We start from the raw sequence: 16,930 nt of genomic DNA on the forward strand, positions 1-16,930 counted from the left end.
ACAGTGCGGGTTCGATTCCCGTCACCCGCTCCAACGCGAAGGCCCCAGCTCAGGACAGGTTTCCTGGCTGGGGCCTTGATCGTTGCTACCGCTTCCTGCGCTGGCCGTGCCCGCTACGTGCCCGATCTACCGGTTCGATGACGAGATGCTGGTCAACATGCACGTCTACGGGTTCCCGGCACCGCACGCGCCCGTGATGCACCTACGCCGGCTCAACGGCGGAGACCTCTTCGGCACCTACGCCGACAGCTTCGACCGGGTCCTGTCCGCCTCCTACCCGCTGCCGCGCGGGAAGGTGGCAGCCTAGAAGCATGGCGAGAACCGAGCACTACCACGACCCGAACGCGCCGAAGGCCAACAGCATCGTCGTGGCTGTCTCCTGGTCAATCGCTGAGCCGCCCTGACCTTCGACCCGAAAAGGCTTGACCTCCATAGGAGCATCGGGATGGCAGATTGGTCCGGCTGCGTGTGATCGTTAACCCATGATCCGCGCCGCCTCGGCTGACCTCGCCAGTCCTACGCAAAACCTTCTGTTCGCCGTTGCCTTCGCTGTTATAGGGAGCGTGGGAATCATCTCGGGCCTGGTTGAGTTGCGGGATCGCGAGGCACGTCGACCATCGAGCCTGCCGCGATGGTTGAGGTCATCGCCTTGGCTCGCAAGCCCGAGGCTGATGATCTTCGTCTCCTCCATCTGCGTCGTCATTGCGCTAGTTCTTGCGGTGCTCGAGCTGATCCGCCTCACGAACGAATGAACACAACCGCCGTGGGTTCCGCCTCAACGTCCGGCCCTCGGGCTGGGTGACCAACGGGGTGACACTCGGGGCGGCTAACACCGGACGCCCATGGACGGTGGTGGACTGTTCCGGCAGCTCATCCCACCTACTCGCCCAGCTCATCGACGGCTGATCATTCCTTCACACCGAAGGGGTCTGAGCCTGTCGCGCTGCGAGGTGCTGGCCGACTGCGAACGCGAGCGCCGTGCTAGCGCAAGTGGGGATAGCGGCGAGGGCCAGGACGAGGGCATCCCCGGCGATGCTGTGGTGGGGCGAGTTCAGCCACGTGCCGGCGTAGAACGAACCCAGCAGCACCAGTGCCGGCACCAACCAACTCCTGTGGTTCCGGCAGCCCAATACCAAGCCGACCAGCAGGCCAGCGCCGCTGAGCCCGGCAGCCAAAACAAGGAGAGCCGTGGGGGCACGGTGAACCGAGCCGCCAGCACCAGCCGAGAACCAGCCCGAAGAAACCCCGAGCCCAACCGCCAGGATGCCTGCCCACAGCCGGCTGCCGAATCGCATAACCCGGACCGTAGCAACACACGACGAGCTGTCCGCCGTGCCCGATGCATGCCCGATGCAGCGGTCAACACCGGCCTACGACGGCAGCCCGGCATCGGCGACCTGAACGCTCTGCGTTCATTCACCAGGCAGCACGGCTTACTCACAGTACAGATCAACCCGATTCCCCAGCTGACAGTGCGGGTTCGATTCCCGTCACCCGCTCCACGATCGAGGCCCTGGCCAGGACGACAGTCCCAGCCGGGGCCTTCGATGTTTCCGGTGTCCGTGGCCATTCGACGGGCCATCCGCGCGGGCCGCTACCCGCGTCGGGCAACTGCCGCGCCACGAGGTGACCTGAAGAAAATCTCTGGCTCGGGGCAACCTTTGCGGGGCTGGTGACCACAAAGGAGTGGGACTCGGCACTCCCGGTGCTGGGGTCCGCCTTTCCTCTGGTGAACGGCATGCAAGGAGAACACCTCGTCATGAAGAATCCCCCGAACGGCAGGCATCGCAGGCGTCACCGCCGTCGCTGGATGGCCATCGGCCTGCTGCTCGGCCTACCCGCCGTTCTCGTGCCGTACCTGCTGTTCGTCAACGAGGAATCACAGGCCGCGACGATCGACGGCGATACCTACTACCGGCTGATCTCCGTGCGCAGCGGCAAGGCGCTGGACGTCAACGCCTTCTCCACCGCCGACGGCACCCGCATCCAGCAGTGGACCGACCAGAACACCGCCAACCAGCAGTGGAAGCTGCGAGCCACCGGGAACGGCTACTACGAGCTGGTGAACCGCAACAGCGGCAAAGTGTTGGGCATAGCGGGCAATTCGACCGACCAGGCGGCTCCCGCCGAGCAGCAGACCGACAGCTCCTCCACCTCGCAGGAATGGCGGATCGACGATGTGCGCGGGTCCGACGCCGTCACCTTCACCTCCCGCCGGAGTGGCCTCGTCCTGGACGTCTTCGACAACTCCACGGCCGACGGCGCGGCGATCATCCAGTATCCCGGCAGGGGCAGCACCAACCAGCAGTGGAAGCTGGTGAAAACGGGCGCGACGCAGACGGCGAAAGCCGGCGGGGCGCAGCCCAAGGCCACGGGGAAAACCCGCGGGGCACAAACCACGGCCGCGGGGAAGAGCGGCGGTGCGCAGACCACGGCCGCAGCCGGACCGTACATGTGGAAGAACGCCCAGGCGGTGGGTGGCGGCTACGTCACCGGGCTGGTGTTCAACCCGCGGGAGAAGGGCCTACTGTATGCGCGCACCGACATGGGCGGCGCCTACCGGTGGGACACCGGGGCCGAGCAGTGGATCCCACTGACCGACTGGGTCGGCGAGAAGGACTGGAACCTGCTGGGCATCGATTCGCTGGCCACCGACCCCGTCGACCCCAACCGGCTCTACCTCGGGGCGGGCACCTACACCAACGAGTGGGCGGGCAACGGCGCGATCCTGCGCTCCACCGACCGGGGCCGCACCTTCCAGCGCACCGATCTGCCCTTCAAGCTGGGTGCCAACGAGGACGGCCGCGGGGCGGGCGAACGGTTGGCGATCAATCCCGCGGGCTCTGGCACGCTGCTGCTGGGCACCCGCAAGAACGGCCTGTGGCGCAGCACCGACCACGGCCTGACCTGGAGTCAGGTTTCCTCGTTCCCGGTCAAGAACGGGGCGAGCAGCGGCGCGGGCATCTCCTTCGTCACGTACGGCCCGGCCGGAAGCAAGACGATCTACGTCGGTGTCGCCGACAAATCCACCTCCCTGTACCGCTCCACCGATGGCGGCAGCACCTGGCAGGCGGTCCCTGGGCAGCCCACCGGCCAACTGCCGCAGCACGGCGTGCTCTCCGGTGACGGCTCGCTGTACCTGACGTACACCAACGCCCTCGGACCCAACGGCGTGACGGCGGGTTCGGTGTGGAAGCACACGCCGGCCGACGGACGGTGGAAGGACGTCTCCCCGTCCAAGGGCAACTACGGGTTCTCCGGCCTGGCCGTCGACCCGCAGAAGCCGTCCACGGTGATGGTCACCACCCTCGGCCGCTGGTGGCCCGAGGACGAGATCTACCGGACCACCAACGGCGCCACCACCTGGAAGGCCCTGGCCGACAAGTCGGTGCGGGACGCCTCCGCCGCTCCCTACATCGGCACCGGCACCGGGCACTGGATGACCGCCCTGGCTATCGATCCCTTCGACTCCGGGCACGTGTTGTACGGCACCGGCAACGGCATCTGGCGGAGCAAGGACGCCACCGCCACCGACAGCGGCGGCACCAGCCACTGGACGGTGGGGGCCCGAGGGCTGGAGGAGACCGCGCTGCTGGACGTGATCGCCCCTCCGGGCGGCGCCACCGTCATCACCGCCATGGGCGACCAGGGAGGTTTCCGCCACGACTCGCTGACCGAGGTGCCCGCCGGGCGGCTGCAGAACCCGGTGATGACCAACAGCACCAGCATCGATTTCGCCCAGTCCAACCCCTCGGTGATGGTCCGCGTCGGCCGTGGCGGCGCGCAGGACGGCGCCTACTCCACCGACGGCGGCCGCAGCTGGAAGGGCTTCGCGGCAGAGCCGGTGGCCGGTGCCGACACCGGCGATGTCGCGCTCGCGGCGGACGGCTCCACCATCGTCTGGACCCAGGACGGTCAGGTCCCGTTCCGCTCGAACAACAAGGGGGCGAGCTGGTCGAAGGTCAGCGGCCTGGGTGCCGGAGCCGTGGTCGTCGCCGACCGCTCCTCGGCCAAGACCTTTTACTCGTTGGCCGGCGGCACGCTCTACGCCAGCACCGACGGCGGCGCCACCTTCACCGCCCGTGCCACCAAGCTGCCCGCCGGCCGACTCTCGGCCGTCCCCGGCGTCGCCGGGGACCTGTGGATCGCCGGCGGCGCCAAGGGCCTGCTGCACTCCACCGACGGCGGTCGCACCTTCACCACGCTCACCACGGTGCAGTCCGCCTCCGCCCTCGGCTTCGGCAAGGCCGCGCCGGGCGCTTCCTACCAGGCCCTGTACCTGATCGGTGCCGTCAATGGCGTCACCGGCGTCTTCCGCTCCACCGACCAGGGCGCCAGTTGGCTCCGCGTCAACGACGACGCCCACCAGTGGGGCAGCATCGGCGGCGTCGGGGTCATCACCGGCGACCCCGACACCTTCGGCCGGGTCTATGTCGGTACGAACGGACGCGGCCTGCAGTACGGCGACCCGTCCTGACCCCAACCGCCGAGCGGGGCCGCAGACGCGATGTCTGCGGCCCCGCCACGCGTACGGCGGCCCGCTTCGCGGGTCAACCACGCCGGTGGGCCGTGCACAGCTGCGTCCCGTGGCCCGTGCGCGACGCCGGTCAGCTGATCCGGCGAGGGCCGAGGATCAGGTACGCGGCCGTGCCGGTCACCGCGAGAACCACCGCCACCGTGGCCGCCGCCGGGCTGCCCGGAGGCTGTCCGGCCCAGGTGAGCAGGTACAACGCGAACGGCTCCGGCGTCGCGGGGATGCCGGCGGACAGACAACCTGTCACGACCGGCAGGGTCCAGGCCAGTTGCCGGCCGAACAGTGCCGCCGCCAGAGCCGCGGTTCCGGTGATGCCTGCCGCATCGCGCAGCACGGCCCCGGCCGGCGCGGTCGTCACGGCCGTCACCACGACGGCCGCGAGCACGGTGATCGCGGTCAGGTGCAGCGCGCGGCGGGGCGCCCAACGGAGCGCCGCGGTCGCGTCCAGGGTGCTGTCCGCGCCCGCGAGGCCGTGACCGAGGATGGCGATGCCCAGTGTGAGGGCCAGGGCGGCGGCCATCACGGCCCGGCGTGGGTCGGCGTGGCCGGTACCGAGCCACGCGACGGCGACCATGACCGGCACCCCCCACAGCATCCCGCCCGGCACCTGCCGGGAGCGTAGGTACAGCAGAAGAGCCCTCATCGGCCTGCCCCCACTCCCAGGGCCGCGGCCACATCGCCGCAGGTCAGGCCGGCGGTACGAACCGCGGCGATCCGGCGTGCCTGCTCGTCGGCGGGCAAGGCGGTGAGCTGTTCCCACATCTCCTGGCGGCGGACCTGCTCCGGCGCGGCGAAGCTCTGGCCGGGTGGCGGGTAGCTGCCGTGCAGCCAGGCCGCTGCCACGGCCCGGGCGCGCAGGACGTCGGGGTACGTGTCGTCCTGCTCCACGCGGTCGCAGATCCGCGTGCCGGCACCGGCCAGGATCCGGGTGGTGAGCTCCTGGGGATCGCGGATCTCTACGAGGTTGTCGCTGTCCAGCCAGGCTTCGGCAGCCGGCTGCGGGTAACCGCGGTCCGCAGCCACCTCGTGGACCGAGGTGGGTGGGTTCGGCAGCTTCCCGAGCAGGCGCAGTGCTTCCCGGGCAGGTACGACGAGATCGGGCAGTCTCCCGCGGTGTGCCGCGGTGACGCAGACCCGTGGACCGCTGTCGCGGGTGCAGACCTCGGCGACCGCTGCCGGGTCCACCGGGAAGGCTGTGCCGGGGCCGACGGTCAGGATCGGAGCGGCCAGGGCCAAGCCGAGCGCGGGCGGGATGACGGCGAGCAGCCGGGCGAGCCGACTCGTCGCGAGGTAGAGCATCAGTCCCCCTCCGGCCAGCCCGCCGAGCCACAGCGCCTGGCCCGCGCTGACCGAGCCGGAGACCGTCTGGAAATCGGAGATCGTGATGGTGAGGTTGGGGGCGAACAGGGCCGGGTCGAACCTCATGTCCTCGGCGTATTTGCTCATCTCGATCGCTGCGAGCAGTGCCCCGAGGCCGCCGACGCCGAGCACGGCCGGGGTGTACGCGTACGGCAGGAGCCGGCCGAGGCCGAGGCCGAGCCAGCCCGCAGCGACCAGGGCCAGCACGCCGACGGCGGTCACGGCCGGCCAGCCGCCGCCGAGGTGGTCGGTGGCAGCAGCGACCATCGGTGCCCCGGCGCCCAGCACGGCCAGGTAGCCGCCGCTGAGGCAGAGGGCCAGCGCCATGGCGGACGGCGGCATCCGCCGCGACGGGGGCACCGGTGTCGTGCCGAGCAGTTCCTCCATCCGGTCGCGCCGGTCCCGGCCGGCCTGCCAGGCGCCGGCAGCCAGTGCCAGCGGCCAGAGGATCACCAGCATGATCCGCTGGAACACGGCGAGCAGGTTCCACTGCTGGTCCCACAGGCCGGTCTGCCCGGTGAGCGCGAGGACGTAGAGGCCCGCCACACCGAGTACGGCGATCGCGGCACCGGCCAGCGGCGCGGTGGAGCGGCGCAGTTCGATCCGGATGGCGCTGCTCATCGGGCCACCGCAGATCCGGCCTGGTGCCGGGTGAGCAGCGCCGAGTAGCCGCGTTCGATGGGGCTGTCACCGGCGTCGTCGTGATCGCCGGAGGCCGCGACCTCCTCCGGCGTGCCGTGGAACACGACCCTGCCGGCGTTGATGAGCACGACGCTCGTGCACGCCGCGGCCACGTCCTCGACAAGGTGTGTCGAGACGAGCACGCAGGACCGCTCCCCCAGCTCCCGCAGCAGCGCCCGGAAGTCGAGTCGTTGCTGCGGATCGAGTCCCACGGTGGGCTCGTCGAGGAGCAGCAGCTCCGGGTCGTTGACGATGGCTTGGGCGATGCCGGCGCGACGCAGCATGCCACCGGAGAGCACGCGAAGCGGTGAGCCGGCCCGGTCGGCCAACCCGACCCGCTCGATCGCCCGCCGCACGGCACGCCGACGCCCTGCGCCGGGCACCTCTTTGAGCCACGCCATGTACTCGACGAACTCGGTCACCGTGAATCGCGGGTGGTAGCCGAACTCCTGCGGCAGGTAGCCCAGGTTTCGTCGCACCGCGCGCTGGTCGGGCCGCCCGTCCATCGGCTGTCCGAGTAACTCAAGCTGGCCCTCGTGCGGGCGCAGCACGGTGGCCAGAGCCCGGATCAGAGTGGTCTTGCCGGCACCGTTCGGGCCGAGCAGGCCGTGCACGCCTGCGCCGAGCCTCAGGTCGACGCCATCGACCGCCATCTGGCGGCCCGCTCTGACCCGCAGGCCACGAGCCCGTATTTTGGTAGCCATGATCGTCTCCGCTCATCGATTCGGTGCGGATCTGATGCTGCGTTCTCGGCACCGAGGCGCGCCTCGGCCGTGCCGCCGAGCGCCGCGGCGGCGTCTCGGCCGAAAGAATGAGGCCGCCCGGGTGCGAGTGTCCTACCGAAGCCCTCTGTGTTGATCGTCTTGGCGGGTCTCCGGTGGCCGCAGCGGGTGACCAATGGCGGGTTCGTCATCTTGGCGACGGCCCTGGTCGTCTTCGAAGGGTTGGACGCCCCCGTACTGCCGGCCAGGCTCGGCATGATCGTCAGCGGCCTCCTCGCCGTCGCCGTACTGCTGCTGGTCGAGGCCCGCCCCGCCGGGGTCGGTGTGGCCGCGACCGTGTCGATCATGGTTTCCGTCGCCTGCGGTCTCGTGCCGGCGCTGCGCCCGGAGCACACCTTCGGCCTCGTGGAGTTCGGCGCACTGTCGTTCGTGGTGCTCCGGCTGGTCATGCAGCACCGGCTGCGGCGCGCGGCGGTGCCCGCCGCCCTGACGATCCTCGCGATCGGGCTGCTCCCGATCCGGGCGCTGCTGCACCCGGCCAACTCGTGGGCGATAGCACCGAACGGCGGTGGGGCCGCGGGCCTGATGGTCACCATGCTGACCGGGTGGCTGGTGTTCCTGGCAGTGCTCGGACTGTATCTGCGCCTGCTGGAACGCCGGAGGGCGGACAGGGATCGGCTGGCTCGGCAGGCGGAACGCCTGGACTACGCCCGCGACCTGCACGACTACGTCGCACATCACGTTGCCGCGATCGTCGCCCAGACCCGGGCAATCCGGTTCGTCACCGGCTCCGGCGCCACGCCCTCGCCCGGCGACCTGGACACCCTGCTGGCGGGTGTCGAAGACGCCGGCGCCCAGGCGCTCGTGTCGATGCGTACGCTCGTCGGCGTCCTGCGTGACGACCTCCCGGTGGCCGCGCCCGTCCACCGCACCCTCGACGAGATGCTCACGGCCGTCGTCGCCGCCCTACCGTCCGGATGCCCAGCACCGATGGTTTCCGTCGATGGGGCACTGGCCGGCCGACCGCTGCCCGCCGCGACCCTCGACGCGGCGTATCACACCGTGCTGGAAGCGCTGACCAACGTCCTGCGCCACACCTCCGGGACCACCCGGACAGAGATCCGGATCCGGATGGTCCCGGATGCCTCCGACCTCGCGGAGGTGTCGGTCCGCAACGACAGCGGGCCGGCGGTGTCGTCGCCCCTGCCTGCCGGTGGTTTCGGCCTGACCGGGCTCAGCGAACGCGTACAGGCTGCGGGTGGCGAACTCTCGGCCGGACCGGTCGCGTCGGGCTGGCAGGTCACCGCCGTCCTGCCGGTCACCGCACGAGCCTCCGCCGGTCGCCTGCGGTCACTCATCCGGCACCGGCCCCGGGCCGGGACCCGCGGCGAAGGACTCCGATGACCATCCGGCTTCTGCTGGCCGACGACCAGGACATGATCCGTACGGCTTTCCGCATGATCCTCGGCACGCAACCGGACATGGAGGTGGTGGCCGAGGCGGCGGACGGTGAGGACGCCGTGGAGCAGGCCCGCCGGTTACGCCCCGACGTGTGCCTGCTCGACGTCCGGATGCCGAAACTCGACGGCCTCGAGGCGACCCGGTTGCTGGCCGGGCCGGGCGTACGGGACCCGCTCAACGTCCTCATCGTCACCACCTTCGACCTTGACGAGTATGTGTACCGGGCGCTACGCCAGGGTGCCTGCGGCTTCCTGCTCAAGGACACCTCACCCACGTTGCTGGTGGAGGCGGTACGCGCGGCCGCCGCCGGCACCACGCTGATCTCGCCAGCCGTGACCGTGCGGCTGCTGGCCCACCTGGCGCCGCGCCGCGCCACCACGCCGGCCGAACCCGAAGCACCGCCCGTCGAACCCCTCACCGAGCGGGAGCGCGCGGTGGTGCAGTTGGTGGCGCACGGGCACACCAACGACGAGATCGCCCGGCAGCTCTACGTCACCCTGTCGACGGTCAAGACACACCTGGCGAACGTGCAGCGCAAACTCGCCGCCCGCAACCGCGTCGAGATCGCCGCCTGGGCGTGGCGAAACGGCGTCTGTGGCCCGAGATGACCGACGGGCTCTGTTCCGTAGGGACCGCGCAAGCACACTCTCGGCGGTGACGGAGGGTGGGTGTTCAGCCAGGCCACCGACGCAGTTCTCACAGGGCCCGCGCGGGACCGTCGGAGCCGGGCTTACCCGGACCGGCTGGCGGGGATGTCCAGCAGCGCGCCGAGTTGCCGCAACGCCTCCGGCTTCACCCGGTACCAGACCCAGGTCCCGCGCCGCTCGGAGTCGACCAGGCCGGCTTCCCGCAGCACCTTGAGGTGGTGGGAGATGGTTGGCCCGGACAGGTCGAACGCCGGGGTCAGGTCGCAGACGCACATCTCCGGCACCGACGCGATCATTGACATCAGTCGCAGCCGGACGGGGTCGCCGAGTGCCTTGAACATGGGTGCCACCGCAGTCGCCTGGTCCGGGTCCATCGGGCGGACCGTGAGCGGGGAGCAGCAGGCCACGGCGTTGGGGTCGACCACCGGCAACGACTGATTCGACATGCGTCTAGCTTGACAGATGTCAAAACAGGGTGCAACGTACGTAGGGCTTGTTTAGAAATCCATCTAGACACGGTGGAGGCGGCGCGCTGCCGCGTCACCGTCCGCCGCGCAGCTCGACGGCATGTGCCGTTGAACGAATCCGGAGGAACGATCATGTCCCGCGTCCAACTCGCCCTGCGCGTCTCCGACCTCGAAGGCTCCGTGGCCTTCTACACCAGCCTGTTCGGCGTCGAACCGGCCAAGCGCCGTCCCGGCTACGCCAACTTCGCCATCGAGAACCCGCCGCTGAAACTCGTCCTGCTCGAAGGCGAGCCCCACCAGCCCACCGTCATGGACCACCTGGGCGTCGAGGTGTTCAGCACCGACGAGGTGACCGCAGCCGCGACGCGGCTCGCCGACGCGGGTCTGATCACCATGGAGGAGAAGGAGACCGAGTGCTGCTACGCCCTCCAGGACAAGGTCTGGGTACGCGGCCCCGGCAATGAGCCGTGGGAGGTCTACACCGTCAAGGCCGACTCCGCGCAGCTGGAGAAGGCGGTCGAGAGCGCCTGCTGCACCCCGGCCGCCGGCAGGAAGCCGGCCACCAGCGGAGCCGCGTCGAGCTGCTGCTGAGCGAGGTGCGCGCCGGCCCTTCCGGCTGGCCGGCGCGCACGCACGCACCCACCCGCTGCTGTCTCTCTTCGGTTTCCGGCCACCCGGGCCACCCCTACCGGACCGTCGAAGCCGTCGCGGGTGTCGCCTCTGGACATGCCGCCCTGGAGGATCTGAGGTGAGCTGGGACAACTACCACACCGGCAGGCCACGGGGCGACGGCTGTGGAGGTTCGATTCGGGTTCCTCGCCCGCCCGGATAGCCTTTGACCGTGTCCGTCCTGACCGTGCGCCCGGCTACCCTTGCTGACATTCCCGCCGTCCTCGCCTTCTGGCAGATCGCCGCCGAGAACGCCCAGCGACCGGCCGACGACCGGTCGGCCGTCGCGGCGCTGATCGACCGTGACCCGGATGCCCTGCTCCTCGCCGAGGATGGGCCGGTGCTGGTCGGCAGCGTGATCGCCGGGTGGGACGGGTGGCGCTGCCACCTCTACCGGCTCGCCGTCGCGCCGTCGCAGCGACGGCGGGGCATCAGTCGGGTGCTGGTCGACGCGGCCGAGGAACGGTTCCGGCGGTTGGGCGGCGGCCGGGCCGACGCGATGGTGCTGGACGACAACGAGCCGGCCCACCGCGCCTGGTGGGCCTTCGGGTACGAGCGGCAGGCCGAGTGGTCGCGCTGGGTCAAGCCGCTCGGCGGGTGAGGCCCGGCCAGGACGGGTACCCGGTTCGCACGCCGAAACCGTGGGGCGTCGGCCGCGGAGTGTCGCACCATCCTGACAGGATGCTGCGGTGCTGACGGAGATCCGGGCGCTGGTCGCGTCGATCGCACCGTCGGACGAGTTGGAGGCCGCGCATCGCGCGGAGTGCCTCGACTGGCTCGGGCGCACCGACGACGTCTTCCGTCGGGTGAAGCCCCGTACCCCGTCGCCGCACCTGGTCACGTACTTCCTGATGCGGGACGCGGAGGACGGCAGCGTTCTGCTGGTCGACCACCGCAAGGCCGGTCTGTGGTTGCCGACCGGAGGGCACGTCGAACCCGGCGAGCACGCCGCGGAGACGGTGCGGCGGGAGGTGATCGAGGAGTTGGGCGTGCCGGCGGAGCCGGATCCCCTGCCGTTCTTCCTCACCATCACCCCGACCGTCGGCCCGCCGGCGGACCGACACGTCGACGTGAGCCTCTGGTTCCTGCTGGCCGCGACCTGAGCGGTCAGCTCGGGCGAGGGTGGGCACCGGATCGGCGTCCCGTCGGGGCAGCAGGGCAGGGCGCGCGGATGCGTCCCGCTCGTGGCCGCACTGGTCGGCGACGCGGCATCGATGGCGGCCGGCCGCCCGCTTCGGTCAGGGCTGGGTCACCACCGGCATCGGCGGGGACGACCTGACAAACTGGTCCGCCGGCCGGGCGTCGCTCAGGTCAGCCGACCGGAGTCGAGCAGCCCGCGCACGCCCAGATCGTGGGTCACCTCGGGCGGGCAGTCCACGACGATCGCGGCGACTCCGAGCCAGTGGGCACCCCGGGTCGCGCAGATCTCTCGTACGGCGGACGCCTGCGCGCCGGTGGCGACCCAGTCGTCCACCATGAGCACCCGGTCGTCCGGGCCGATCAGGTGCTCCCGGACCGCCAGGTCGACCCGGCGGCCCCGGAAGTCCGGCGGGCTCTGCGCCCAGACCAGCGGCCCGCTCGGTAGCCGGCCGTCACCCGGCTTGTGCACCGGGACGAAGCCGACGCCGAGCGCGGTGGCGGCGAGCGGGCCGAGCATCAGCCCGGTGACCGCCGGCGCGACCACTACCGTCGGCCGGGCGTCCCGGAACGGCGCGACCAGGGCCGGCCCGAGCGCCGCCAGCACCTGCGGATCACGCCACCAACGGGAGATGTCACTGACCAGGTGGCTGCTGCCGGGGCCCGGATCCACCCAGCGGAACTGGTCGGTGAGGCGTCCGAGCAGGTCAGGGGCGAGCGGCCCATCCGGGGCAGGAAATGCCATCGGTGGCATTATGGCCCGTCCGGCGGGGCGTGTCTCGGATGATCGGCTACACGTATCATTGTAATTCGCCCTATACCACCATGATCACGTTGACTTCGGAAGTGCTTCTCTCGTTACGGTCCGACCGGTTTGTTAGCTCAGGAAAGGACCGGGCCGGTGGCTGGTAGGCACTCCCGTACCCGAACGTTCTCCTCGCCGGCCGGCATCGCGGCCACCGCGGCCGTCGGCGTCCTGCTCGCCGTCGGCGGCACCGTCGGTGCCGTCCAGCTGACCTCCGCCGAGGCCCCGGCTCCCGCCGTCGCCGAACCGGTGCCGAGCGTCGTCCAGCCCAGCCCGACCGCCACTGCACCGAGCCCGAGCCCGAGCGTCACCCCGAGCGCCAGCTCCTCGCCGACGGTGACCGCCAGTCCGGAGGCGTCCCGGACACAGGCGGCCTCCCGGAGCAGGGTCCGCACCGCCGCGCCCAAGCCGAGCGCGACGACGAGGAAGGCGGCTCCGACGAGCACCGTCGTCTCCACCGGCACCTGCGGCGCGTCCTTCTACGACGAGGGACAGATGACGGCCAACGGCGAAAGCTTCGACCCGAGCGCGATGACCGCCGCGCACAAGACCCTGCCGTTCGACACCAGGGTCCGGGTCACCAACCCTGCCAACGGCACATCGGTGACCGTACGGATCAACGACCGTGGCCCGTTCGTCGAGGGCCGCTGCCTCGACCTGTCCCGGGCGGCGTTCGCCGCGATCGCCTCGGTCGACGTCGGCGCGCTGACCGTGCGGTACGAGGTGCTCGGCTGACGGCGGTCGGCTCGCCATGGCCGTCCGGACAGGCGGAACACCATCGGACAAGGGGCCAGGTTCATTCACCGGGCACCGTCTGTCAGGCATGCTGTCAGTCGTACGCACGCATCTTCTCCAGTCGGGCCGTGGCCCGCTGAGTCCCGGGGCCCGCGCCGGTGTCGGCGCGGCCCTCGGCCTGCTCGCGATCGTCGCCGCGATGGAGATCGCCGACGGCCGGCAGGTGCGCTGTCTCCCGCTGATGGTGGCCGCGCCCGTGCTGGCCGCCGCGTTCGCGTCCTGGCGGGCGGTGCTCGGGGTGGTGCTGGTCGCGCTGCTGCTCGGTGGGGGCTTCGCGCTGGTGGAGCCGGGCGCCTCGATGGTGACCGGCGCCGGCCTCGGTGGGATCGCGCTGTCCGGGGTGATCGCGGCCGGCGTGGCGGCGGTACGCCAACGTCAGGCCGAGCAGATCGCCGAACTGTCCCGGCTCGCGGCGGTGGCCCAGCAGGCCGTACTGCGTCCCCTCGGCCCGCAGGTGGGCACCCTGGCGGTGGCCGCGCGCTACATCTCCTCGACCGCCACCGCGGAGATCGGCGGCGACCTGTACGAGGCGATCGACACCCCGTACGGGGTCCGGATGATCATCGGGGACGTGCGGGGCAAAGGGCTGGACGCGGTGCGGTTGGCCAGCATCGTGCTCGGTTCCTACCGGCACGTCGCGTACGAGCGGGCGGATCTGCGCGCGGTGGTGTCCGACCTGGACCGGGCGGTGGCCCGCAGCGTCGGCGACGAGGACTTCGTCACCGCTGCGCTGGTCGAGGAGCGCGGTGGGACGTTGACCATCGTCAACTGCGGTCACCCGGCGCCGCTGCTGCTGCGTCGTGGTGCGGTGATCCCGCTGGAGCCGCCCGCGCCCGCCCCGCCGCTCGGCTTCATGCCCATGGTGCGGCCACGGGTGGAACGACTGGAACCCGGTGACCGCCTGCTGCTGTTCACCGATGGGCTCGGTGAGGCCCGCCGGGACGGCGAGTTCTTCCCGACCGCGGACCGGGCCTGGCGGTTGCTCGGGCACGGCACGGTCGGCGATGGGTTGGCCTCGTTGGAAACCGCCCTGGTGGAGTGGGTGCAGGACCGGCTCGATGACGACATCGCCCTGGTCCTGATGGAGTACACCGGTCCGCGCAGTGGCGCGAGCGTCCCCGTTCCGAGTTGGGAAGTGGGTGCCACCGAAGCCTGACCCGATGGTCGGGGGACGCGTGGCAGGGGCAGGCGTAAGCCGGGTATGTGATAGCTGTCACACCCGGGGGCGGGCTTGTCGTTGCCTACCGGCTGGTAATACAGTCGGGTTACTGATCGGTAACCTTACCTGTCCGGAAGCGGGGCCAGCGAGCATGACCCACTACAAGAGCAACCTTCGGGACCTCGAGTTCAACCTGTTCGAGGTCTTCGGGGCGGACCGGACGTTCGGCCAGGAGCCGTACACGGACCTGGACGTCGACACCGCCCGCAGCTTCCTCTCGGAGGTCGACCGCCTGGCCCGCGAGGACCTCGCAGCCAGCTACACGGACAGCGACCGGAACCCGCCGGTGTTCGACCCCGCGACGCACACCGCGCCGCTGCCCGAGTCGTTCAAGAAGTCGTACCAGGCGTTCATGGACTCCGAGTTCTGGCGGCTCGACCTGCCCGATGCCCTCGGCGGCACCAACGCGCCGCGCGCCCTGTGGTGGTCTCTCGCCGAGATGGTGCTCGGCGCCAACGCCCCGATCTGGATGTACGCCTCCGGCCCGTCCTTCGCGCACGTGCTGCACGTCGAGGGCACCGAGCAGCAGAAGAAGTGGGCCCGGCTCTTCATCGACAAGCAGTGGGGCTCCACCATGGTGCTCACCGAGCCGGACGCCGGCTCGGACGTGGGCGCCGGTCGTACCCGCGCGGTCCCGCAGCCGGACGGCTCCTGGCACATCGAGGGCGTGAAGCGCTTCATCACCTCCGGTGAGCACGACCTGAGCGAGAACATCGTGCACTACGTGCTGGCCCGTCCGGTCGGTGTCGAGGGCGTCGGCGGCCCGGGCACCAAGGGCCTGTCGCTCTTCGTGGTGCCGAAGTACCACTTCGACGAGAACACCGGCGAGTTGGGCGAGCGCAACGGCGTCTACGCCACCAACGTCGAGCACAAGATGGGCCTGAAGGTCTCCAACACCTGCGAGGTGACCTTCGGCGAGCACGGCGTGCCGGCCAAGGGTTGGCTGCTGGGTGAGAAGCATGACGGCATCCGGCAGATGTTCATGATCATCGAGTACGCCCGGATGATGGTCGGCACCAAGGCGATCGCCACCCTCTCCACCGGCTACCTGAACGCCCTGGAGTACGCCAAGAACCGGGTGCAGGGCGCCGACCTGATCCAGCAGGCCGACAAGACCGCCCCCCGGGTCACCATCACCCACCACCCGGACGTACGCCGGTCGCTGATGCTGCAGAAGTCGTACGCCGAGGGCCTGCGAGCGTTGGTCTGCTACACCGCCACCTGGCAGGACAAGGTCGCCATCGCCGAGGCGGCCCGCGACGAGAAGGCCCTCAAGCTGGCCAAGCGGGTCAACGACTTCCTGCTGCCGCTGGTCAAGGGCGTCGGCTCGGAGCGTGCCTACGAGCTGCTGGGCCATGAGTCGCTGCAGACTTTCGGCGGTTCCGGCTTCCTGCAGGACTACCCGCTGGAGCAGTACGTCCGGGACGCCAAGATCGACACCTTGTACGAGGGCACCACGGCGATCCAGAGCCTCGACCTGATCTTCCGCAAGATCGTGCGGGACAACGGCAAGGCCCTGATGGCGGTCGCCGGGGAGATCCAGGAGTTCATCACCACCGAGGGCGGCAACGGCCAGCTCAAGGAGGAGCGGCAGGCGCTGGGCAAGGCGCTCGCCGAAGTCCAGAACATCCTCGGTGTGCTGACCGGCTGGCTGGGCGAGGCCCAGGGTGGCGAGGCCCGCAGTCTCTACAAGGTGGGCCTGAGCAGCCGTCGCTTCCTGCTCGCCGTCGGCGACCTGATCGTCGGCTGGCTGCTGCAGAAGCAGGCCGACGTGGCACTCAAGGCGCTGGCCGGCGACGTCTCCGCGGCCGACAAGGCGTTCTACACCGGCAAGGTGGCCGCCGCCCGGTTCTTCGCCCGGGAGGTGCTGCCCCGTATCGGCGCCGACCGGCGGATCATCGAGGGCACGGACCTGGACATCATGGACCTCCCGGAGGAGGCGTTCTGATCCCTTCCGGGTGATCGGTCTGGTTCGACCCCGACAGCGGCGGCCGGCGAGCGTACTGCCCGCCGGTCGCCGCTGTTCCCACCCCCGCCCCGCCGCTGGCGTCGCAAAGCCTGCCGGCGGGGCGGATTGCCGTGGCCGGAGTCGGTAGGTGGACCGTCTACGGGGTAACCACGCCAGAGCACGGAAGGGTCCACGGTCGGGCCTCCGACCACGACACCGGCACGCCCAAGGGCCATCGCACGGGGGAGTGCAGCGCACATGGGCATTGGCAGCGCCATCTTTCTCATCGCGCTCGGCGCGATCATGACCTTCGCCATCCGGGCAAACGTCTGGTGGCTCGACCTGCGTGCGGTCGGTTGGGTGTTCATCCTGGCCGGGCTGGCCGTTCTGCTGACCACGCTGTGGTTCTGGCAGGACCGGCGTAAGCGTGCGCGCACGCTCATCGTGGAGGAGAACAGACTCTCTCACCCGACCGCGATGATGCCC

18 protein-coding genes are annotated in these 16,930 nt (G+C 70.4%); 12 read left to right on the forward strand and 6 right to left on the reverse strand.

Going from position 1 to position 16,930, the window contains the following annotated elements:
• Positions 1-106 precede the first annotated feature (106 nt).
• On the forward strand, positions 107-307 hold the full coding sequence (locus tag E1166_RS22485; protein WP_347813036.1) for a hypothetical protein: 201 nt from the start codon (positions 107-109) through the stop codon (positions 305-307).
• Between the two features lie 175 nt (positions 308-482).
• Positions 483-752: a hypothetical protein gene (locus E1166_RS22490; protein WP_132341727.1), complete on the forward strand. Its 270-nt coding sequence runs from the start codon at positions 483-485 to the stop codon at positions 750-752.
• A 162-nt stretch (positions 753-914) separates the two neighbouring features.
• On the opposite strand, the gene E1166_RS22495 is transcribed toward E1166_RS22490, so the two are convergent.
• A complete protein-coding gene (locus E1166_RS22495) occupies positions 915-1,295 on the reverse strand; it encodes a hypothetical protein (RefSeq protein ID WP_132341729.1) in 381 nt (126 codons plus the stop codon).
• Between the two features lie 464 nt (positions 1,296-1,759).
• On the opposite strand from E1166_RS22495, the gene E1166_RS22500 reads away from it, so the two are divergent.
• A complete protein-coding gene (locus E1166_RS22500) occupies positions 1,760-4,477 on the forward strand; it encodes an RICIN domain-containing protein (protein WP_132341731.1) in 2,718 nt (905 codons plus the stop codon).
• A gap of 130 nt (positions 4,478-4,607) precedes the next feature.
• On the opposite strand, the gene E1166_RS22505 is transcribed toward E1166_RS22500, so the two are convergent.
• From E1166_RS22505 to E1166_RS22515, 3 genes are read right to left on the reverse strand one after another with little or no spacing between them, the layout of a single operon-like run.
• Positions 4,608-5,177, reverse strand: coding sequence for a hypothetical protein (locus tag E1166_RS22505; protein WP_132341733.1), 570 nt, complete (start codon positions 5,175-5,177; stop codon positions 4,608-4,610).
• A complete protein-coding gene (locus E1166_RS22510; protein WP_132341735.1) occupies positions 5,174-6,514 on the reverse strand; it encodes a hypothetical protein in 1,341 nt (446 codons plus the stop codon). The genes E1166_RS22505 and E1166_RS22510 overlap by 4 nt, the downstream gene beginning before the upstream one ends.
• Positions 6,511-7,278, reverse strand: a complete 768-nt coding sequence (locus E1166_RS22515; RefSeq protein ID WP_132341737.1) for an ATP-binding cassette domain-containing protein — start codon at positions 7,276-7,278, stop codon at positions 6,511-6,513. Before E1166_RS22515 ends, E1166_RS22510 begins: the two co-directional genes overlap by 4 nt.
• Before the next feature lie 147 nt (positions 7,279-7,425).
• Between E1166_RS22515 and E1166_RS22520 the strand changes: the two genes are divergently transcribed.
• Together E1166_RS22520 and E1166_RS22525 are read left to right on the forward strand one after the other, a co-directional pair.
• Positions 7,426-8,700: a histidine kinase gene (locus E1166_RS22520; protein ID WP_132341739.1), complete on the forward strand. Its 1,275-nt coding sequence runs from the start codon at positions 7,426-7,428 to the stop codon at positions 8,698-8,700.
• The gene (locus tag E1166_RS22525) at positions 8,697-9,365 is read left to right on the forward strand and encodes a response regulator transcription factor (RefSeq protein ID WP_132341741.1); all 669 of its coding nucleotides are present in this window, start codon (positions 8,697-8,699) and stop codon (positions 9,363-9,365) included. Before E1166_RS22520 ends, E1166_RS22525 begins: the two co-directional genes overlap by 4 nt.
• 122 nt (positions 9,366-9,487) lie before the next feature.
• Here the strand turns inward: E1166_RS22525 and E1166_RS22530 are convergent, their stop codons facing one another.
• Positions 9,488-9,850, reverse strand: coding sequence for a metalloregulator ArsR/SmtB family transcription factor (locus E1166_RS22530; protein ID WP_132341743.1), 363 nt, complete (start codon positions 9,848-9,850; stop codon positions 9,488-9,490).
• A gap of 153 nt (positions 9,851-10,003) precedes the next feature.
• Here E1166_RS22530 and E1166_RS22535 point away from each other — a divergent pair, with 153 nt between their 5' ends.
• The 3 genes from E1166_RS22535 to E1166_RS22545 all read left to right on the forward strand — a co-directional run bounded on the left by E1166_RS22535 (position 10,004) and on the right by E1166_RS22545 (position 11,643).
• Positions 10,004-10,462 (forward strand): ArsI/CadI family heavy metal resistance metalloenzyme, encoded by a 459-nt coding sequence (locus E1166_RS22535; protein ID WP_132341745.1) that lies wholly within the window; start codon positions 10,004-10,006, stop codon positions 10,460-10,462.
• A gap of 250 nt (positions 10,463-10,712) precedes the next feature.
• Positions 10,713-11,141 carry a GNAT family N-acetyltransferase gene (locus tag E1166_RS22540; protein WP_132261708.1) on the forward strand — a complete coding sequence of 143 codons (429 nt, stop codon included), beginning with the start codon at positions 10,713-10,715 and terminating at the stop codon, positions 11,139-11,141.
• Between the two features lie 88 nt (positions 11,142-11,229).
• Positions 11,230-11,643, forward strand: coding sequence for an NUDIX domain-containing protein (locus E1166_RS22545; protein ID WP_132341747.1), 414 nt, complete (start codon positions 11,230-11,232; stop codon positions 11,641-11,643).
• A gap of 203 nt (positions 11,644-11,846) precedes the next feature.
• Here E1166_RS22545 and E1166_RS22550 read toward each other — a convergent pair whose 3' ends face one another.
• A complete protein-coding gene (locus E1166_RS22550; RefSeq protein WP_132341749.1) occupies positions 11,847-12,422 on the reverse strand; it encodes a phosphoribosyltransferase in 576 nt (191 codons plus the stop codon).
• 156 nt (positions 12,423-12,578) lie between these two features.
• Here E1166_RS22550 and E1166_RS22555 point away from each other — a divergent pair, with 156 nt between their 5' ends.
• From E1166_RS22555 to E1166_RS22570, 4 genes are all read left to right on the forward strand, one after another.
• Positions 12,579-13,217: a septal ring lytic transglycosylase RlpA family protein gene (locus tag E1166_RS22555; RefSeq protein ID WP_132341751.1), complete on the forward strand. Its 639-nt coding sequence runs from the start codon at positions 12,579-12,581 to the stop codon at positions 13,215-13,217.
• 88 nt (positions 13,218-13,305) lie between these two features.
• Entirely contained in the window at positions 13,306-14,433 is a 1,128-nt protein-coding gene (locus E1166_RS22560) for a PP2C family protein-serine/threonine phosphatase (RefSeq protein ID WP_132341753.1), read from the forward strand.
• 154 nt (positions 14,434-14,587) lie between these two features.
• The gene (locus E1166_RS22565) at positions 14,588-16,444 is read left to right on the forward strand and encodes an acyl-CoA dehydrogenase (protein WP_132341755.1); all 1,857 of its coding nucleotides are present in this window, start codon (positions 14,588-14,590) and stop codon (positions 16,442-16,444) included.
• 258 nt (positions 16,445-16,702) lie between these two features.
• Positions 16,703-16,930 (forward strand): DUF6458 family protein (locus tag E1166_RS22570; RefSeq protein ID WP_132341757.1); only part of this gene is annotated, 228 nt, incomplete at its 3' end.

This window comes from Micromonospora sp. KC213, from assembly GCF_004348325.1.
In the GTDB taxonomy this organism is placed as follows: Bacteria; Actinomycetota; Actinomycetes; order Mycobacteriales; family Micromonosporaceae; genus Micromonospora.